This is a genomic window from Phytopseudomonas daroniae (genome assembly GCF_004327285.1).
Classification (GTDB): Bacteria; Pseudomonadota; Gammaproteobacteria; order Pseudomonadales; family Pseudomonadaceae; genus Aquipseudomonas; species Aquipseudomonas daroniae.
This window is the reverse complement of sequence record NZ_QJUI01000001.1, coordinates 130,841-150,639: the sequence shown is the minus strand read 5'-3', so window position 1 is coordinate 150,639 and position 19,799 is coordinate 130,841. Positions and strand designations below refer to the sequence as shown.

The following is a 19,799-nucleotide window of genomic DNA, read 5'->3' as shown; positions in this document are numbered from 1 at the left end:
GCATTCTCGCTGCCGGAGTGTGTTAACGGAGGCTGTCGCTGGTGATCGCCGGCTATCCGCTGGGCTTCTGCCCCAATCAATCGCGCCACCGGCCGCTTTCATCGATACGACCGTGGGCCTGCATCATGGAGTATCTCGACGGCGCCACACGCTGGCCAGCCAGGGCTGTTGCTCGCGTGGCAGGCCAGCCGGACGGTAGTAATGTTCCAGCTCGTCGAAACCGGCGGCAACCAGCAGGAGGCGCCAGCTTTCCAGGTCATGCCAGGCACCGTAGCGTTCGCCGCTCCAGCCTTCTCTGTTGTCGCCCCTCGGGTTGGAGCTGAACAGCACGCCACCAGGTTTCAGGCTGGCAAGCAGCTCCTTCAGCACTCGCGGCAGCTCCTGGCTCGGAATATGGAAGAGTACGGCGTTGGCGAAGATGCCGTCGAAGTGTTCTGGCGGTAGGTTCAGGGCGAGAAAGTCCTGCTGCCAGACCTCGCAGCCGCTGTCGGCGCGGGCCATGGCGACGAATTGCGGGCAGCCGTCCAGCCCGACTGGGCGATGGCCGAGCGCCGCGAACGTGCGCAGGTCGCGGCCTGGGCCACAGCCGAAATCGAGAATGCTCAGGGGTGCCGTGCCGCGGGTGTGACGCAGCAGCGCTTCGATGTTCTGGCTGACGTCATGGTCGCGGGTGCCCTCGCGAAAGCCTTCGGCACTGGCCTGGTAATGAGCCAGGGTGCGGGTGGTGATCTGTTGCAGCTGATCGTGGTCGAGGGACATGACGGGCCTTAGGGTCTGTTGACGTTTCAACGCGAGCCGCGTTGCCGCGAGAAATATCGCCAGGTTAGGCGGAGGACGCAGGGAATGGTAGTTCCCTTGCCAAGTCCTCCAACGACGCATGGCGAGATTTCCCGCGCAACCTAGGCGGCCCCACCCGAAGGGCCGGGCCCGTTTTGCCGCGATGCTGCGTTTCTCGCCGGCTCATTTAGCCCACTAAACTTCGCGGCTCGTGCCTTGCCTCGCGGCAAAACGGGCTCCGGCGCGGCCGTGTGTGAAGCGTCAACAGACCCTAACGCAGAACGTGGGTGACCATTTAACCGCATTGCGCCGGCTTTGCGCGGACGGGGCGTGACGATGCGCGATAACATCGCACCCTGAACAGGATTTGAGGTGACAGGGTGGATCTACAGCGGGGCTTCGTCCTGACCCGGCATTGGCGCGACACGCCGGCCGGTACCCAGGTGGAATTCTGGCTGTCGACCGACGACGGCCCGCGCCTGATCCGCCTGCCGCCGCAAAGGTCGGTGGCCTTCATTCCCGTCGAGCACCGCGCACGTGCCGAGGCCTTGCTGGGCAAGACGCCGGATGTCGAACTGCGCCCGCTGCAGCTGCGTGATTTCCGTCAGCGGCCGGTGCTCGGTCTGTATTGCCGCCAACAACGCCCCTTGATCCAGCTCGAGCAGACCTTGCGCCAGGGCGGTGTGGATGTCTACGAGGCCGATATCCGCCCGCCCGAGCGTTACCTGATGGAGCGTTTCATCACCGCCCCTGTGCTGTTCGGCGGTACGCCGACGGACGAGGGTGTGCTGATCGATGCGCAGTTGAAGCCGGCGCCGGACTATCGCCCGCAGCTCAAGCTGGTCTCCCTGGATATCGAAACCACAGCGCGCGGCGAGCTGTATTCCATCGCTCTGGAAGGTTGTGGCCAGCGTCAGGTGTACATGCTCGGGCCGCCGAACCGCGACACCGAGGTCGACTTCGACCTCGCTTATCTGGATAGCCGTGCCGCGTTGCTGGAAGCCTTGAATGGCTGGCTGGAACGCTTTGATCCGGACGCCATCATCGGCTGGAACCTGGTGCAGTTCGACCTGCGCGTACTGCAGGAGCACGCCCAGCGCCTGCAGGTGCCGCTGCGCCTCGGCCGTGGCGGCGAAGCCCTGGGCTGGCGCGAGCACGGCTCCAAGCAGCATTTCTTCGCCAGTGCGCCGGGCCGTCTGATCATCGATGGCATCGAGGCGCTACGCTCGGCTACCTGGAGTTTTCAGTCCTTCAGCCTGGAAAGCGTCGCTCAGCAACTGCTTGGCGAGGGCAAGGCGATCGACAATCCCTACCAGCGCATGGACGAGATCAATCGCATGTTCGCCGAGGACAAGCCGGCCCTGGCCCGCTACAACCTCAAGGACTGCGAGCTGGTAACGCGCATCTTCGCCAAGACCGAACTGCTCACCTTCCTCCTCGAACGGGCCACGGTCACCGGCCTGCCGGTGGATCGCAGCGGTGGTTCGGTGGCCGCTTTCAGCCACCTGTATATGCCACTGATGCATCGCCAGGGTTTCGTTGCGCCCAACCAGGGCGAGCGCCCGCCCGAAGCCAGCCCAGGCGGTTTCGTCATGGATTCGCGGCCGGGTCTGTACGAGTCGGTGCTGGTACTGGATTACAAAAGCCTCTACCCGTCGCTGATCCGCACCTTTCTGATCGACCCGGTGGGACTGGTCGAAGGTCTGCGCCAACCCGAGGATACCCATTCGGTACCGGGCTTTCGCGGCGCGCGCTTTTCGCGCACCCGGCATTGCCTGCCGGCCATCGTCGAACGTGTGTGGGAGGGCCGGGAAGCCGCGAAACGGGAAGGCAACGCACCCCTGTCCCAGGCACTGAAGATCATCATGAACGCCTTCTATGGTGTGCTGGGTTCCAGTGGTTGCCGCTTCTTCGATACGCGCCTGGCGTCCTCCATCACCCTGCGCGGCCATGAAGTGATGCGCCGTACGCGCGAGCTGATCGAGGCCGAGGGGCATGCGGTGATCTACGGTGACACCGACTCCACCTTCGTGTGGCTGCGTAGCGCCCATTCCGAGGATGACGCCAAGCAGATCGGCCGGGGGCTGGTGCAGCGGGTCAACGCCTGGTGGCGCGAGCACCTGCAGGCCGAGTTCGGCTTGCAGAGTGCCCTTGAACTGCAGTTCGAAACCCACTTCAGCCGCTTTCTGATGCCGACCATCCGCGGTATGGAAGAGGGCAGCAAGAAGCGCTACGCCGGGCTGATCCAGCATGCCGATGGCCGCGAAGAGATGGTTTTCAAGGGATTGGAAACGGTGCGTAGTGACTGGTCGCCGCTGGCCCGGCAGTTCCAGCAGGAGCTGTATCTGCGCATCTTCAAGCGTCAGCCCTATCAGGATTACGTGCGCGACTATGTGCAGAGCACTCTGAATGGCGAGTTCGACGAGCGCCTGGTGTACCGCAAGCGTCTGCGCCGACGCCTCGGTGATTACCAGCGCAACGTACCACCCCACGTCCGGGCTGCACGTCTGGCCGATGCTCATAACGATGAGCAGGGGCGGCCGCGGCAATACCAGAGTGGAGGCTGGATCAGTTACGTGATGAGCGTGGCCGGGCCTGAGCCGCTGGAGCTGCGCCGCGCGCCGATCGATTACGGCCACTACCTGACCAAGCAATTGCAGCCGGTGGCCGATGCCATCCTGCCGTTCGTGGATGACGATTTCACCGCGCTGATCGGTGGGCAGCTAGAGCTGTTCTGAGAACCGGCTCACGATTTCGCGAGTCAGAATCAAGGGGTGCCTGACAGGACGCTACAAGGCGTAAGCGGACGTAGGGTGGATGACGCTCTTTTCATCCACCAGCCCGTAGGATGGGTGAAACCCATCAATTTCCGATGGGTTTCACCCATCCTACGACCTGAGAGCCGGCTCACGATTTCGCGAGTCAGAATCAAGGGGCGCCTGACAGGACGCTACAAGGCGCAAGCGGACGTAGGGTGGATGACGCTCTTTTCATCCACCAGCCCGTAGGATGGGTGAAACCCATCAATTTCCGATGGGTTTCACCCATCCTACGACCTGAGAGCCGGCTCACGATCTCGCGAGTCAGAATCAAGGGGCGCCTGACAGGATGCTACAAGGCGCAAGCAGCCGGTCGGTGACCCGCGTTGAACCATGGATCACGGCCTTCGGCCCCGGATTACGCCTGCGGCTAATCCAGGCTACATTCGTGCCATGATCCCGTAGGCTGGATCGGGGCGCGTAGCCTGGCGAAGCGTAATCCGACATTTGGCCGGCACATCCAATACAGTTTCTGGGCGGCCGCTTACGGCTTGCATATTCAAAAAAGTAATTTGTTAGTAATTATTGATTCTTTTTTGTTTTATCTGCCTTGGCTTAGCCTTGCACCTGCCAATAACTAGCGCCTATCGAGTCTGGCCCGAGCCAGCTCACGATTCATGCCCCTGGAGCATCACACATGAAAAAATCCACCCTGGCCCTGGCCGTCACTATCGCCACTCTGGCTCAACAGGCCGGCGCCGCAGGCTTTATCGAAGACAGCACGGCCAAACTCGACCTGCGCAATTTCTATTACGACCTGAACAGCAAAAACACTGCAGACAACACTGGTGAGGCGAACGAGTGGGGTCAGGGCTTCATCTTCAACTACCAGTCCGGTTTCACCGAGGGCACCGTGGGGGTGGGCGTCGATGTGATCGGCCTGTATGGCCTGCGCCTGGATTCCGGCGGCAGGGTGGGCAAGGCGGATCGTGATCGCAATCCGGGTGCGCTGTTCCCGCTGGAAAGCGATGGCAGCGCCGTGAACGACTACAGCAAGGCTGGCGCCACCGCCAAGTTCCGCCTCTCCAAGACCGAGCTGCGCCTGGGCACCCTGCAGCCGAAGCTGCCAGTCGTGACCTTCAACGACGGTCGTCTGCTGCCGCAACTGTTCGACGGTGGTCAGGTCATCTCCAACGAGATCGACGGCCTGACCCTGACTGCTGGTCAGCTGGAACACACCAAGACCCGTTCTTCTACCGATGACGTCGGCCTGCGGATTGGCGGCGCGGCTCGCCCGACGGGCACCCCCGTTGGCACCCCTATTGCCGATACCAACAAATTCTACTTCGCCGGTGGTGACTACAAGATCACCAAGGATCTGACCGCGCAGTACTACTACGGCAACCTGGAAGACTTCTACAAGCAGCACTTCCTCGGTCTGGTGCACAACCTGGCGCTGCCGGCCGGTAGCCTGAAAACCGATCTGCGTTATTTCGACAGCAGTTCCGATGGCAAGAACGGCAGCGCTGCCGGTCGTGCCGAAGGCTACCTGAGCAGTGGCTACTACGGTAATGGCGTCACTGCGGGTGAAGTCGACAACCAGACCTGGAGCGCCCTGTTCACCTACAGCCTCGGCGGCCATGCGCTGAGTGCCGGTTATCAGCAGGTTTCTGGCGACAGCGCCTTCCCGTTCCTCAACCAGGGTGACGGTTCCACCTCCTACCTGATCACCGACCGTCAGATCGGCAAGTTCCTCAGTGCCGGTGAGCGCACCTGGCTGGCCGAGTACGGCTATGACTTCGGTACCGTTGGCGTGCCGGGGCTGAAGGCGATCGTCACTTACCTCAAGGGCGACAATATCGATTCGACCCAAGGCGACCGCAAGGAATGGGAGCGTGATTTCCGCCTGGACTACACCGTGCAGCAGGGCTCGCTAAAAGGCCTGGGCTTCTCCTGGCGTAACGCCAGCCTGCGCAGCAGCGTGGCGACCACTACGGATGTCGACGAGAACCGTCTGATCGTCAGCTACAGCCTGCCACTGCTGTAAGGTTTTTCGGGCGGGGCGAAGCGTTGCTTCCCTCGCCCTTTTTATTCGAGTCTGCCTGCGCCACGTTTGGGTAGGTGCTCAGCGCGACGGCGGCTAGCCGCTTCGATCGCGCGACCCCATTCCTCGTGGTGGAATCTTGCCGGGCATTTGCCCGGTTTTTTTTGCCTGCGTTTTGGCACCCCCAGCGGCCGTCGCACACCAGAGATCTGCTACTTGGTGCCGTACCTGCGAATTGATTTGCAAAGACCATGTGGTCCGATCGCCGGAACCCATGGGTGCCCGAACGTTCTTTACTGAACATTCGCGAAGGGGCAACGAGCCATGGCACTCAGTGAAAAACACAAAATGCTGATCGGTGAACTCTATCTGGCCAGCGATCCCGAACTGCAGGCCGAGAGCGCCGCAACCATTGCCTGGCTGGCGCGCTACAACGGCAACCTCGGCCTGTCACCTGCCGAGCGCACCCAGGTGTTGGCCGAACGCCTGGCTACGATTGGCCGAGGCGTGGTGGTGCGTTCGCCGTTTCACTGCGACTACGGCTTCAATATCAGCCTGGGTGACGAGGTGTTCATCAACTTCAACTGCGTGATTCTCGACGTGGTGGCCGTGAGTATTGGCGACAAGACCCAGATCGGCCCGGGTGTGCAGATCCTCACCGCCGATCACCCGCGCGACCCCGCCGAACGCGAATCCGGTCTGGAATTCGGCCGACCGGTAAAAATCGGCCGCAACGTGTGGATTGGGGCGGGTGCGCTGATCCTGCCGGGCGTGACTGTCGGTGACAACGCATTGATCGGCGCTGGCAGTGTGGTTACCCGCGACATTCCTGCAGGAGCGACGGTGGTGGGTAATCCGGCGCGCGTGCTCGGCTGACAGCCATCAGGTTGGGCAGGCCCGCTGTTGACTATGCGCAATGGGCCTGTCGGTGTGATTGTTGTTTTGGTTATAAATAAATCATTATTTATTCTTTTTAATATTTTGTGTTCCTGAGCATAGTGAGCGCCACGCAACGACTCACTGAAGGAGCACACAGCATGAGCATCCGCCTTGGCGACATCGCCCCTGACTTCGAACAGGATTCCAGCGAAGGCCGTATCCGCTTCCACGAGTGGCTGGGCAGCCAGTGGGGCATTCTGTTTTCTCATCCGGCAGACTTCACTCCGGTGTGCACTACCGAGCTGGGCTTCACCGCCAAGCTGAAAGACGAATTCGCCAAGCGCAATCTCAAGGCCATCGCTTTGTCCGTCGACCCGGTGGATTCCCACGTGAAGTGGATCGACGACATCAACGAGACCCAGAACACGGCGGTCAACTTCCCGATCCTGGCCGATGCCGATCGCAAGGTTTCCGAGCTCTACGACCTCATCCACCCTAACGCCAACGATACCCTGACCGTGCGTTCGCTATTCGTCATCGACCCGAACAAGAAGGTTCGCCTGACCATCACCTACCCGGCGAGCACGGGCCGAAACTTCAACGAAATTTTGCGTGTGGTCGACTCGCTGCAACTCACCGACAGCCACAAGGTGGCCACTCCAGCCAACTGGCAGGACGGCGACGACGTGGTGATCGTGCCCTCGCTGAAAGACGAAGACGAGATCAAGCAGCGTTTCCCCAAAGGTTACCGGGCGGTGAAGCCGTACCTGCGCCTCACCCCGCAACCGAACAAGTAAGGACGTCCCATGTTGGTGGTTTTACTGGGCGGCAGTCCGAGCCGGAAGTCGCGCTCGAACGTGCTGCTCGATAGGGCGCGGCAGTGGCTGCAATCCCATGGCGTCGAGGTGGTGACCTATCAGGTGCGCGACTTCGAGGCTGAGGATCTGCTCTTCGCCCGTTTCGACAGCCCGCGGATTCAGGGGCTGCAGGCCCATGTGGCCGCCGCTGATGGGCTGATCGTGGCGACACCGGTGTACAAGGCCTCGTTTTCCGGGGCATTGAAAACCCTGCTCGATGTGCTGCCCGAGCGCGCCCTGCACCACAAGGTGGTGCTGCCAATCGCCACTGGCGGCAGCAGCGCACACATGCTGGCCGTGGATTACGCCCTGAAACCGGTGCTGTCCGCGCTCAAGGCTCAGGAAGTGCTGCACGGCGTTTTCGCCGATGACAGCCAGATCGCCTACACCGACACCGGGGCCGATCTGCTACCGGTACTGGAACAGCGTCTGGATGACGCCTTGCAACACCTGATTCAGGCGCTCAACCGCCGGCCACAACCGATCGAGCCGGGCTTGTTGAACGAACGCCTGATCAGCGGGCGCTGGAGCGCCTGAGGCAACGATTCACACACATTCCTATGGGTGGTTTTCCATCCATTACCCACCTTACTAGCCCGACAACGAGGCGGCAGGTGGCCAAATACTCAATGCAGAGGAGAGCGCCATGCGCACTATCACTTTGCGTCGGAGTCTGGTCGCCTTGTTTGCCGCGGCCATTTCCTTCGGCGCCATTACTCACGCTCAAGCCGAGACACTGCGTATCGGCTATCAGAAATACGGCACCCTGGTGCTTCTCAAGGCCAAGGGCACGCTGGAGAAGCGTCTTGCCGAAAAGGGCGTGGACGTCAAATGGACGGAGTTTCCGGGTGGTCCGCAACTGCTCGAAGGTCTGAACGTCGGCTCGGTGGATTTCGGCGTAACCGGTGAAACGCCGCCGGTATTCGCCCAGGCGGCCGGTGCCGATCTGCTCTACGTGGCCTACGAACCACCAGCACCACACAGCGAAGCGATTCTGGTTCCCAAGGATTCGCCGCTCAAGTCGGTGGCCGAGCTCAAAGGCAAGAAGGTCGCCCTGAATAAAGGCTCCAACGTGCACTACCTGCTGGTACGTGCCCTGGAAGATGCCGGCCTGAAATACAGCGACATTCAGCCCGTTTACCTGCCGCCCGCCGATGCCCGCGCGGCGTTCGAGCGTGGCAGCGTCGACGCCTGGGTCATCTGGGATCCCTTCCAGGCGGCCGCCGAGCAGCAGTTGCAGGCGCGCACCCTGCGCGATGGCGAAGGCCTGGTCGACAACCATCAGTTTTACCTGGCGACCAAGCCCTACGCCGAGAAGAACCCAGCGGTACTCAACGTGCTGATCGAGGAAGTGCGTGCCGTGGGTGAAGACTCCAAGGCCGACCCGGATGCGGTCACCGATCTGGTGGCACCACTGCTTGGTCTGCCCAAGGACATCACCTCGATCGCAGTGAAGCGCCAGGGCTACGGCGCTGCGACGCTTACTCCGGAAGTGGTGGCGGCGCAGCAGAAGATCGCCGACACCTTCACCGAGCTGAAACTGATTCCCAAGAAGTTGAGCATCAAGGACGTGATCTGGACTCGGCCAGCATCGCTCGCGGCTGCTCAGAAAACCCAGCAGTAAGACATCCAGCTGCGTGGCCGGCGGCCACGCAGCGACCCAATCCCAAGGAGACCACTCCATGAGTCTGAACATTTTCTGGTTTCTGCCGACCCACGGCGACGGCCATTATCTCGGTACCTCGCAAGGGGCCCGCGCCGTTGACCACGGTTACCTGCAGCAAATCGCCCAGGCTGCCGACCGCCTCGGTTTCGGCGGCGTACTGATTCCCACCGGTCGTTCCTGCGAGGATTCCTGGCTGGTCGCCGCCTCGCTGATCCCGGTGACCCAGCGTCTGAAGTTCCTCGTTGCCCTGCGTCCGGGCATCATTTCTCCGACCGTGGCCGCGCGCCAGGCCGCGACCCTGGATCGTCTGTCTGGCGGCCGTGCGCTGTTCAATCTGGTTACCGGCGGTGACCCGGACGAACTGGCGGGTGACGGTCTGAACCTGTCCCACGCCGAGCGTTACGAAGCGTCCGTCGAGTTCACCCGCATCTGGCGCCGTGTGCTGGAAGGCGAGGTGGTCGATTACGACGGCAAACACATCCAGGTGAAGGGCGCCAAGCTGCTTTACCCGCCGATCCAGCAACCGCGTCCGCCACTGTATTTCGGCGGTTCCTCGGAAGCGGCGCAGGATCTCGCCGCCGAGCAGGTCGAGCTGTACCTGACCTGGGGCGAGCCACCGGCTGCGGTGGCCGAGAAGATCGCCGCAGTGCGCGAGAAAGCCGCGGCCCAGGGCCGTGAAGTGCGCTTCGGCATTCGTCTGCACGTGATCGTCCGGGAAACCAACGAGGAAGCCTGGCAAGCCGCCGACAAGCTGATCGCCCATGTCGACGACGACACCATCGCCCGTGCCCAGGCGTCCCTGGCGCGCTTCGACTCGGTCGGCCAGCAGCGCATGGCTGCCCTGCACGGCGGCAGCAAGGACAATCTGGAAGTGTCACCCAACCTGTGGGCAGGCGTCGGCCTGGTGCGCGGTGGTGCCGGTACCGCGCTGGTCGGCGATGGCCCTACGGTCGCCGAGCGGGTCAAGGAATACGCCGCGCTGGGCATCGATACTTTCATCTTCTCCGGTTATCCGCACCTCGAAGAATCTTATCGGGTCGCCGAGCTGCTGTTCCCGCACCTGGATGTGAACCGCCCGGCGCTGCCGGAAGGTGCGAACTATGTCAGCCCGTTCGGTGAAATGGTCGCCAACGACATCCTGCCCAAGGCGGCTTCGGCCAGTTGAAACGCTGCCGGGCCTGGACGCCCGGCCATCCCGTGATGATTGAGGTATGCAATGAGCAACACGTCTTTCCATAACCTGGCCCTGCGCCTGGCGCCATGGGCGCTGCCCGTGGCGCTGCTGGTCGCCTGGCAGGGTTCGGTAGCCCTGGGGCTGCTGTCCACGCGTATTCTGCCGGCACCCAGCGCGGTATTCGAGGCCGGCTGGCAACTGCTGTCCAGTGGCGAGATCTGGACGCACCTGGCGATCAGCGGTTGGCGCGCTGGCGTTGGCTTCGCCATTGGCGGCGGCATCGGCCTGGCGCTGGGGTTCATCACGGGCTTGTCGAAATGGGGTGAGCGCCTGATCGACAGCTCGGTGCAGATGATCCGCAACGTGCCGCACCTGGCACTGATTCCGCTGGTGATCCTGTGGTTCGGTATCGATGAGAGCGCGAAGATTTTCCTGGTCGCCCTCGGCACGCTGTTCCCCATCTACCTGAATACTTACCACGGCATCCGCAACGTCGACCCGGCGCTGGTGGAGATGTCGCGCAGCTATGGTCTGTCCGGCTTCGCGCTGTTCCGGCAGGTGATCCTCCCGGGTGCGCTGCCATCGATTCTGGTCGGTGTGCGTTTCGCCCTCGGCCTGATGTGGCTGACCCTGATCGTCGCCGAAACCATTTCCGCCAGCAGCGGCATCGGTTACCTGGCGATGAACGCCCGTGAATTCCTGCAGACCGACGTGGTGGTGCTGGCGATTCTGCTATACGCGGTGCTCGGCAAGCTGGCCGACGTTGCCGCCCGTGGACTTGAACGTGCCTGGTTGCGTTGGCATCCGGCCTATCAGGCCAAGGCAGGTGCGAAATGACCGCTTTGCATAGCCTCAAACGGGGCACGCCGCTGACTATCCGCGGCATTCAGAAATCCTTTGGCGAACGCCAGGTACTCAAGGACATCGACCTGCGCATTCCTTCCGGTCAGTTCGTTGCCGTGGTCGGGCGCAGTGGTTGCGGCAAGAGCACCCTGCTGCGTCTGCTCGCCGGCCTCGATCAGCCCACTGGCGGCGAGCTGCTGGCCGGCAACGGCACCCTGGCCGCGACCCGCGACGACACCCGTCTGATGTTTCAGGAAGCGCGTCTGCTGCCGTGGAAACGCGTGATCGACAACGTCGGCCTCGGCCTCACCGGTGACTGGCGCCCCAAGGCTCAGCAGGTGCTGGAAGCTGTCGGCCTGGGCGAGCGCGCCAACGAATGGCCGGCGGCGCTGTCCGGTGGCCAGAAACAACGCGTGGCCCTGGCTCGTGCGCTGATTCATGAACCACGCCTGCTGCTGCTCGACGAGCCGCTGGGTGCACTGGATGCCCTGACCCGTATCGAAATGCAGCAGTTGATCGAAAGCCTGTGGCAGAAGCACGGTTTTACCGTGCTGCTGGTCACCCACGACGTCAGCGAAGCCGTCGCGACCGCTGACCGGGTCATTCTGATCGAAGACGGCCAGGTCGGCCTGGATCTCGAAGTGAACCTGCCGCGCCCACGCAACAAGGGCTCGGCACGCCTCGCCTCGCTGGAGGCCGAGGTGCTCAACCGCGTTCTGCAACTGCCCGAGCTACCACCGCAGCCCGATCCCGTTTCACCGCTCCCGACGCAACTGCGCTGGGCGCTTTAAAAGCAGCGACAAGCTTCAAGGCGGATAGCCGCCCCCCACAAGCTGCAAGTAAAAGCCTGAGCGCTCTCTTGTCGCTTGCAGCTTGAAGCTTGCCGCTAAATTCGACCCCAGGAGAAATTTGACATGACCATTAAAGCCATCAACGTTCGTAACCAGTTCAAAGGCACCATCAAGGAAATCGTCGAAGGCGACGTACTATCGGAAATCGACGTGCAGACCGCTGCAGGCATCGTTACTTCGGTGATCACTACCCGTTCCGTGCGCGAGCTGGAGCTGGGCGTGGGCAGCGAAGTGATCGCCTTCGTGAAGTCGACGGAAGTGTCCATCGCCAAGCTCTGATCGCTTGACGTGGGAAAACGGCCGGCCTTGCGCCTAATGCCGATCAGATAAGGTTTTGTATGGAGCCGGGAGGGCACCTACAGATGAGCGGCAAACCGCCGCCCGTGTAGGAGCGTCGTCCTCGGAGCGATGCGATGGTGGCCATCCTGCAAAATCCGCGGCGTGCTCACTATTCGCCGCGGGGGCGCGGCTCCTACAGGGCCAGGACAAACCGCCGTTTTGCGGGCCAAACGCTTAACTGACTGGCATTAGGCCTTGCGCCGGCCTTTTCGTGGGCGTTGCGTAATGCCTGACAGGACGCTACAAGACGATAGCGGCCGGATCGATGATCCGCGTTGAACGAAGGATCAGGCCTTCGGCCCCGGATTACGCCTGCGGCTAATCCAGGCTACATTCGTGCCATGGCCTCGTAGGTTGGATTAGCGAAGCGTAATCCGACATTTGGCCGGCACATCCGATACAAATTTCGAACGGCCGCTATCGCCTTCTTGCGGTCGAACATGATACGTCTGCAGGTGACACGCAGCAGATCGTGAGCAGGTTCTTAGCGCTCTTCGCGCAGCCGGGCCATTTGCCGTTCGAGCAACGCCGGATAGGGATCGAGCAGGCGCTCGACGCAGCTGGCGCCCTCGGGGCTGGCGATGGCGCGGATGCGGGCGCGCTGGCGTAGCGTGGCATCTTCGCCCACGCGGCGTTCGACCAGCAGCAGATTACGGCTGTGCTGGGAAAGCGCCAGGGCATCCTGCGCGGTTTCGCTCAGCAGCAGGTCACCTTGACCGAGATCCTGCAGGTCTTCGCCCAGGGTCAGGCCGAGCTGCAGATGCAGGGTGATACCGCTGTCGGCAACCTCGATCTGCAGGGCGTGGCCCAGGGCACGCAGCAGTTCGCCGCAGCAGATGGCGTGGGTCAGGTAATCGTCCTGGCTGTCCTGATGGTGGAACAGCATCAGGCTGCTGCCATCGTTCAGGGTGTGCAACTCGGCCTTGTACAGGGTCGCGGCTTTATCCAGGCAGTCGCGGTAGCTTTGCAGCAGCTCCATCAGGCGCGTGCGCGGCAGGCGACGCAGCTGTTCCTGGGCGCCCAGCTGGACGGCCAGCACGGCACTTTTCTGTGGCGCTGCAGGTGGCGTCGGGGCGATGTGAGCAGGCGTTTCGTCGCTGTCATACAAATCGGCGAACGCATCGTCGTCAGCGTCCTCGGCACGTCCGCGGCTCGGTGGATCGTAATCGTCGGCGTCGAAGCGAGTGTCGCGCAGGTCGCGAACCTCGAAGTGCGGCTCGTCGTCGCGATCGTCTTCGTCTTCATCCGCGTCATCCAGGAACTGCTCGTCCAGATCGTCGAGGTCGTCGAACTCAGGCTCCGGTTCCGGCTTTTCCGGCACCAGGCGGGCTTGCAGCTGGCGCGCCAGCTCGCCGATTTCGTCCTGGCGACCGGCACCTGGGGCAGGATCATCCGGGTCGCGCAACCAGACGCGCAGCTGCAGCAGTGGCGTGGAGATCTGTCGGCCCAGGCGCAGGCTCAGGGAGAGCGTCAGTGCCAGCAGGATCAGGCTGAGAATGCCCATGCTCTGCAGGCTGATGGTCATCGGCTGCTGGAATTGCTGCATGTCGAGGCTGATGCGCAATTGTCCGGCCATCACTTCCTGGAAGGTGATGGGGGTGGAGTACAAACCTTCGGTTTCGCCGAGCATGCTCTTGCTCGGGCGCGTGCCGGCTTCGGCGAGGATGCGGTTATCCACGCTGTAGATGGCTGCGTGGGCCACCAGCGGGTTCTTCACCAGGTTGTTGAGCAGCACGTTGAGGCTGAGGATGTCGTTGGACACCAGCAGCTCGGTAGCCGAGGCCGCCGTCTGCGTGATCAGGCTGCTGCCCAGGGCTTCGGCCTGCTGCTGCATGGCCTGCTTGAACTGCATGCCAATCACCCAGGCATAGATCACCAGCGCCATGGCCACCAGCAGCAAACTGTGACTGACGATGCGCAATGCCAGCGGCACGCGACGTTGGCGCAGTGCACGGAAAAGCAGAAGGAAGAAATTATCGGGCTTTACGGGGGCGGGCCGGTTCACAGAGCTCGGCTCATGTCGACTGTAGGTGCCGCGCAGTATAGCGAGCGACCCGCGCAGGGCAAAGCGCCGCGCGTGTTCGGGATGTGTTGAAAGTGGTTAGAATGTGCGCTTTTCACCGGCCCTGCTGCACATCGCCGTTCGGCAGACCGTTCATTGTCCTGCGAGCTCCGGAGTACGCCTTGCGCGAAATCGTCCTGATCAACATTACCGGTGAAGATCGGCCTGGCCTCACGGCTGCCATTACCGGCGTATTGGCCCAAGGTGGCGTGAACATCCTCGACATCGGCCAGGCAGTCATCCACGACACCCTGTCGTTCGGCATCCTGGTGGAAATCCCCGATAACGAGCGCGCATCCTCGGTGCTCAAGGACATCCTCTTCACCGCCTACAAGCTCGACCAGCAGGTGCGTTTCACGCCGGTATCGGAAGACGATTACCAGAGTTGGGTCGCCGGCCAGGGCAAGGCGCGGCATAGCGTGACGCTGTTGACCCGCAAGGTCACCGCCGAGCAGTTGCAGCGCGTCAGCGCGATCACGGCCAAGTACGGCTTGAACATCGATCATATCGACAGGTTGTCCGGGCGCATGCCGCTGGACATGCCGGCGGAGCAGGGCAAGGGCTGCATCGAATTTTCCGTGCGTGGCGAGCCCAGCGATTCGGCTGCCCTGCGTGCCGAATTCCTCAGCGTGGCCCAGGAGCTGAATGTCGATATCGCCTTCCAGGCCGATTCGTTGTTCCGCCGTAACCGCCGCCTGGCGGTGTTCGACATGGATTCCACGCTGATCGAGGCGGAAGTGATCGACGAGCTGGCCAAGGCTGCCGGCGTTGGTGAGCAGGTGTCGGAAATTACCGAGCGGGCGATGCGCGGCGAGCTGGACTTCCGTGCCAGCTTCAAGGAGCGCCTGGCGCTGCTCAAGGGCCTGGATGTCGGCGTGCTGGACGAGATCGGCGCGTCGCTGCGCCTGACCGAAGGTGCCGAGAACCTGTTCGCCGAGCTCAAGCGCCTGGGCTACAAGACGGCCATCCTGTCCGGCGGCTTCACCTACTTCGCCAAGCAGCTGCAGGCCAGGCTGGGCATCGATTACGTATTCGCCAACGAGCTGGAAGTGATCGATGGCAAGGTCACCGGCGTAGCCGTCGAGCCCATCGTCGATGCGCAGCGCAAGGCGGATCTGCTGCGCGAGCTGGCGCATAAAGAGGGGCTGCGTCTGGAGCAGACCATCGCTGTCGGCGATGGCGCCAATGACCTGCCGATGCTGGCCATCGCCGGTTTGGGTGTGGCGTTCCGCGCCAAGCCACTGGTCAAACAGTCGGCCAAGCAGGCGATTTCCACCCTGGGGCTGGATGGCATCCTTTATCTGCTGGGTTTTCGCGACCGCGACGGACAGGAATAAGACGGGTGACGCGGGTCTGTTAATGATTCAGCATGACCGCGCCGGAGCGCTAACAGACCCTTTCGCTCCGTTCGCTTATTCGTCGGCCGAGAAGTTGTAGTTCATCGACTGACTCGGGCCCTGCAGGTAGTAGCCCTGGATGTAGTTCGTGCCGGCCTGCCACAGCGTGGCGAGCACGCTGGCGGATTCCACGAACGGCACGATGGTCAGCTTGGCCTGGCTGTGCAGGCTGGCCAGCATGGTTTTCAGGGCTTCCTGGTTGGCCGGGTCGGTCAGATCCTTGGAGAAGGAGCCGTCGATTTTGACGAAATCGACGGGCAGGTGCCTGAGCGTGTTGAATGGGTTCAGTGCGCAGCCGAACTGGCTCAGGGCGATATGACAGTGCAGATCCTTGAGGCCCTGGGCCAGCGCTTTTGCCTGTTTCAGATAGGCGATGGCGTCCGGCTCGCTGAACTGGAATACCAGCGCATCGGATGGCAGGCGCGCGGCTTTCAGGGCAACGCTGAGCCACGGCAGCAGCGTCTGATCCTGCAGGCTGGCATTGGAAAGATGCACGAACAGGCGAGTCGCGTGCCCCTTGGAGCGGTGATCGGCGAGCAGTTTGATCGAGCTGAGGATCACCCAGCGGTCGATCCTTTCGCCCATTCCCGCTTCCCTGGCCACGGCGAGGAATTGTCCGGGCGGGACTTCCTGCCCCGAAGGGCTTAGCAGGCGCAGCAGCACTTCATAGTGTTCGTGTTCATCGCCACGCAGACTGATGACCGGCTGGAACAGCAGGCGGAAGCTGTTCTGCTCAAGGGCTTGCTGCACCATGGCCACCACGCTGCCGCGGCTTGCAGCCGCAGCCAATTCTTCAGCCGGGTCGAACAGCTTGAGGGTGCCGGGCTCGTCGATCTGGTCGGCGCAGCGCTGGGCGCGGTCGATGACTTCTCCGGCCTTGGGCGTGGTTTCGTTGAGACCCGCAACGCCGATCGACAGGGTGGTCTGTGCGGTGCGCCCGTTGATGTCGAACAGATGTCCTTCGGTTTTTTTCAGCAGGGCTTCGAGCTGCGGGCGCTGTTGCTGTGGCGACATGCCCGTCTGCAAAACGGCGAACACATCGTCCCCGAAGCGCGCCAGGTGTGCATCCTGCGGGAAATGCGCGCGGAGCAGGGTGGCCAGGTCGGTAAGCAGCAGATCGATGGCCCCGAGGCCCATTTCAGCGAGCAGGGCGGCATAACGGTCGACACGAATGTAGGCCAGGCTCGCTGATTGCTCGTCGTTGACGGCGCGGTGGGCAGCCGTGTCCATCAGCTCGATGAAGTGGGCGCGGTTATACAGGCCGGTCACCAGATCCTGACTGCTGATTTCCCGTAGCTTCTCTTCCAGCTCGGCGTTGCCACTTTCGGCACGAATCACCACCTGAATGCAGGGTTCGCCGTCGTACGCCGCTGGAGACAGCGTGACGCGCGCCGAGAAGGTGCTGTCGTCGGTGCGCACGCCCGCGCAGGCCAGCTCGGTGTTGTCCAGATGCTGGTGGTTTTTCAGGAAGTCCTTGAAGGCACTCTGGTCGGCGCTGCCGATCAGATCGATCATCGGCAGGCCTTCCAGCTCTTCGGCGTCGTCGAAGCCGAACAATTCGAGATAGGCGCGGTTGGCATAGATATGCATGCCGTCGTGCACATAGGCGATGGCATCGACCGAACTGTCCAGCAGCAGTTGGCAGCGCTTCTCCGCCTCGCGCAGGGCTACCTCGGCGGCGCGGCGTGCGCGACGTTCCTCGAGGTTGACCAGTTCGCGACGAGCGACCAGCACCAGGCGCTCATCTTCACCCTGGGGCAGGGCATCCTGAGCACCCAGCATGAGCGCTTCGGTCACGCTATCGGGCTCATTGTCAGCCAGCAACAGGATGACCGGAATGTCTTTGCCCTGACGGCGAATGGAGGCGAGGGCCTCATGAGGTTCCAGGCATTCGCTGAGCGGTGCGCAGATCAGCAGATCCCAGTTGTTCTCGAGGGCTTCGAGCAGATCCTCGCTGGAGGTCAGGCGGTGTACGCGAGTCGCATTACCGGCGTTGCGGAACAGGCTGACGAGACGCTCGGCCTCGTTCTGCGAGTCTTCGAGAATCAGCAGGCGGATGGTTTTCTTTTCGATGGCCATTAGCGAAGTCGAATCTGCGATAAAACAGCAGAAGAAAGCAGGAAATAAAGGATTTCCCGCAATCTACAGTGACTTCCAGAGTGAGTCAAAGTCTTCCTCCCCGGCCGGCCGCTGGCTTCCGGAGGCTGTGACAGAGGTCGCGTGATCCGCGGTTTTCTGCTCGAGATCGTGGTATTCGAACTGGCTGAAACTGCTGGTGCTGGTCTGCTTTTTACTCAGCACGGCGCGGTGTTCTTTGCCGTTGGTGTTGATCAGCACCTTGCTACCTTCCTGGAAGGGCAGGCGCGGTGTTATCAGTGTGGCCGGCCGGGAAATGGCGGCGATTTCGGGCAGCAGCAGCGCACGCAGGTACTGGCTGTTCTGCTCGGCCTTGCGCACCAGTTGCAGGCCACAGGACTGTGCGTATGGGGCGATCAGTTCGATGCCCATCTGCGTGCCGCCACCGCGTACCTGGCGAATCCAGCGCACCACCGCGACACTCCAGCCCTGTTGAGGGTTGTCGCGGATGCCCAGCAATTCACCGGCCTGCAACTGGTTGGGGACTTCCTTGGGCCAGGACAGGCAATAGCCGCCTGGGCTGTGGTTGACGATCGACAACGCGTAGCTCGGGTAGCTTTCGCTGGCGTCAGACGTCGACAGCTCCTGCTTCTCGGCGGGCTTGTGGTATTCGATTTCTTCGAACGGGAATCCGTTTTCCCAATCGTTGATGCGTTGGGCGTCGTGGGCGCTGGACCAGATGTCCGGTTCACTGCTGACCGGCTTGAACGAGGCGGTGGTCTTTAGCGGTTGCTTGAGAATCTCGCTGAATGCCCGGCCGTTGGCCAGGTAGTAGTTCAATGCGCTCATGCCGATGCACAGCGTCATGCTGCCTGTGCCCTGGGTACGCTGAAAGGTACGTTCGGAAATGTCGCCCCAGGCGGCGGCTGCGTGTTGCAGCATGTCGACAGTGAAACCGTCCGGCACCTGCAGGCGGGATCGGGATCGCTCCTCGGGCAGCAACTGCAGATAATCCTTGATGGTGTCGACCAGCAGTGTCGGGTCGATACCCAGCGCGCCCTGCAGTTCGCTCGGCTGGAACAGCGAGGTATAGCGTAGCGGGCCATCCAGTTGCGGCGCCACGGCGAAGATGCTTGATGGATGACCGTCCGCCTGCAGGTTGACCAGCGCGCTCCAGGGCTCCAGTGCCTCGGCCAGGCGGGAGATGGCGCTCTGACGCATCTGGTTGCAGCGCGAGCAGCCGATCAGCAGGGCCACGATGTAGCTTTGTTCGACACTCAGCCCCTGAGTATGGCGAGCCAGAGGGTCGCGGATTACTACCTTGTGCAGATTCTGCTGACGAGCGATCAGATAGAGTTGGTGCAGCTCCAGCCACAAGCCTTCGGGAACCGGGCAATACAGCTGGCTGGTACGAACCAGTGGGCCATTGAGGCTGTGAACGGCACGTTGCAGTGCGATGCCGAGCAGTTGGTTGCGTTCGCGGTTCGGCTGCGAAGCGAGGCGCGAAACGATCAGCTTGTAACCGATGGCCAGGTGGTTCTGCAGGGCCTGGCACAGGTTGGCCACTTTACGCGGGCGTTCGTCGAGGACGATGGCCTGGTTGAGAAAGTGGCGCTCCAGATGCTGGCAGACGAAATACACCTCGGGGCGCAGCAGCTCGAGCAGTTGCAGGCGGTTATCCGAGGGCGTCAGCAGCTGATTGAGCTCGATCAGCGCCTGATACAGCTGGCGTGCGGTTTCGCCAATATTGGCCTTGGGCAGGCCGGCAATCCAGCGTTTCAGGTCGCGAGGCGTGGCGTCGCAGAAAGTCAGGCCCTGCTTGGTCGGCGTCGGAACGCGGAGCAAAAGGTGGGGGCTCTGTTTATCCATCTAACTTCGTTACTCCAGCGCCAGCTTGCGAGTGAATCGTTCGGTTATCGGAGGCAACTCTAGCATCGTAATGCCATCATCGCAGCCCTTGCGGCGCTGATGGCAAAGGCTGCATGTCGCGTTCTTGGAGTCCGTCCACGATTTCTCGACGAGACTCCACGTGCAATGGCGGCAACGTGGTGGGAGCGGACGTAGGGTGGACAACG

15 protein-coding genes are annotated in these 19,799 nt (G+C 62.2%); 11 read left to right on the top strand and 4 right to left on the bottom strand.

The window, feature by feature from the left end; translation table 11 throughout:
* Positions 1-123 precede the first annotated feature (123 nt).
* Positions 124-759, bottom strand: coding sequence for a class I SAM-dependent methyltransferase (locus tag DNK06_RS00665; RefSeq protein WP_131178121.1), 636 nt, complete (start codon positions 757-759; stop codon positions 124-126).
* A 398-nt stretch (positions 760-1,157) separates the two neighbouring features.
* On the opposite strand from DNK06_RS00665, the gene DNK06_RS00660 reads away from it, so the two are divergent.
* The 10 genes from DNK06_RS00660 to DNK06_RS00615 all read left to right on the top strand — a co-directional run bounded on the left by DNK06_RS00660 (position 1,158) and on the right by DNK06_RS00615 (position 12,129).
* Complete coding sequence (locus DNK06_RS00660) at positions 1,158-3,515, top strand: DNA polymerase II (RefSeq protein ID WP_131178120.1); 2,358 nt, start codon at positions 1,158-1,160, stop codon at positions 3,513-3,515.
* 718 nt (positions 3,516-4,233) lie between these two features.
* The gene (locus DNK06_RS00655) at positions 4,234-5,583 is read left to right on the top strand and encodes an OprD family porin (protein WP_131178119.1); all 1,350 of its coding nucleotides are present in this window, start codon (positions 4,234-4,236) and stop codon (positions 5,581-5,583) included.
* A 321-nt stretch (positions 5,584-5,904) separates the two neighbouring features.
* A complete protein-coding gene (locus DNK06_RS00650; protein WP_131178118.1) occupies positions 5,905-6,456 on the top strand; it encodes a sugar O-acetyltransferase in 552 nt (183 codons plus the stop codon).
* Between the two features lie 161 nt (positions 6,457-6,617).
* On the top strand, positions 6,618-7,256 hold the full coding sequence (locus DNK06_RS00645; protein ID WP_131178117.1) for a peroxiredoxin: 639 nt from the start codon (positions 6,618-6,620) through the stop codon (positions 7,254-7,256).
* 9 nt (positions 7,257-7,265) lie between these two features.
* On the top strand, positions 7,266-7,853 hold the full coding sequence (gene ssuE / locus DNK06_RS00640) for an NADPH-dependent FMN reductase (RefSeq protein ID WP_131178116.1): 588 nt from the start codon (positions 7,266-7,268) through the stop codon (positions 7,851-7,853).
* Between the two features lie 109 nt (positions 7,854-7,962).
* Entirely contained in the window at positions 7,963-8,940 is a 978-nt protein-coding gene (locus tag DNK06_RS00635) for a sulfonate ABC transporter substrate-binding protein (protein WP_131178115.1), read from the top strand.
* Positions 8,941-8,998: 58 nt separating this feature from the next.
* Positions 8,999-10,147, top strand: coding sequence for an FMNH2-dependent alkanesulfonate monooxygenase (gene ssuD, locus DNK06_RS00630; protein ID WP_131178114.1), 1,149 nt, complete (start codon positions 8,999-9,001; stop codon positions 10,145-10,147).
* Between the two features lie 51 nt (positions 10,148-10,198).
* Complete coding sequence (gene ssuC / locus DNK06_RS00625) at positions 10,199-10,993, top strand: aliphatic sulfonate ABC transporter permease SsuC (RefSeq protein WP_131178113.1); 795 nt, start codon at positions 10,199-10,201, stop codon at positions 10,991-10,993.
* Entirely contained in the window at positions 10,990-11,790 is an 801-nt protein-coding gene (ssuB, locus tag DNK06_RS00620; protein ID WP_131178112.1) for an aliphatic sulfonates ABC transporter ATP-binding protein, read from the top strand. Before ssuC ends, ssuB begins: the two co-directional genes overlap by 4 nt.
* Positions 11,791-11,913: 123 nt before the next feature.
* Positions 11,914-12,129 carry a TOBE domain-containing protein gene (locus tag DNK06_RS00615; RefSeq protein ID WP_013793202.1) on the top strand — a complete coding sequence of 72 codons (216 nt, stop codon included), beginning with the start codon at positions 11,914-11,916 and terminating at the stop codon, positions 12,127-12,129.
* A gap of 544 nt (positions 12,130-12,673) precedes the next feature.
* On the opposite strand, the gene DNK06_RS00610 is transcribed toward DNK06_RS00615, so the two are convergent.
* The gene (locus DNK06_RS00610; RefSeq protein ID WP_131178111.1) at positions 12,674-14,194 is read right to left on the bottom strand and encodes an AhpA/YtjB family protein; all 1,521 of its coding nucleotides are present in this window, start codon (positions 14,192-14,194) and stop codon (positions 12,674-12,676) included.
* 179 nt (positions 14,195-14,373) lie between these two features.
* Between DNK06_RS00610 and serB the strand changes: the two genes are divergently transcribed.
* Positions 14,374-15,588 carry a phosphoserine phosphatase SerB gene (gene serB / locus DNK06_RS00605; protein ID WP_131178110.1) on the top strand — a complete coding sequence of 405 codons (1,215 nt, stop codon included), beginning with the start codon at positions 14,374-14,376 and terminating at the stop codon, positions 15,586-15,588.
* A 75-nt stretch (positions 15,589-15,663) separates the two neighbouring features.
* Here the strand turns inward: serB and DNK06_RS00600 are convergent, their stop codons facing one another.
* Both DNK06_RS00600 and DNK06_RS00595 read right to left on the bottom strand, forming a co-directional pair.
* The gene (locus DNK06_RS00600; protein WP_131178109.1) at positions 15,664-17,727 is read right to left on the bottom strand and encodes an EAL domain-containing response regulator; all 2,064 of its coding nucleotides are present in this window, start codon (positions 17,725-17,727) and stop codon (positions 15,664-15,666) included.
* A gap of 63 nt (positions 17,728-17,790) precedes the next feature.
* On the bottom strand, positions 17,791-19,593 hold the full coding sequence (locus DNK06_RS00595) for a molecular chaperone (RefSeq protein ID WP_131178108.1): 1,803 nt from the start codon (positions 19,591-19,593) through the stop codon (positions 17,791-17,793).
* Positions 19,594-19,799: the final 206 nt, after the last annotated feature.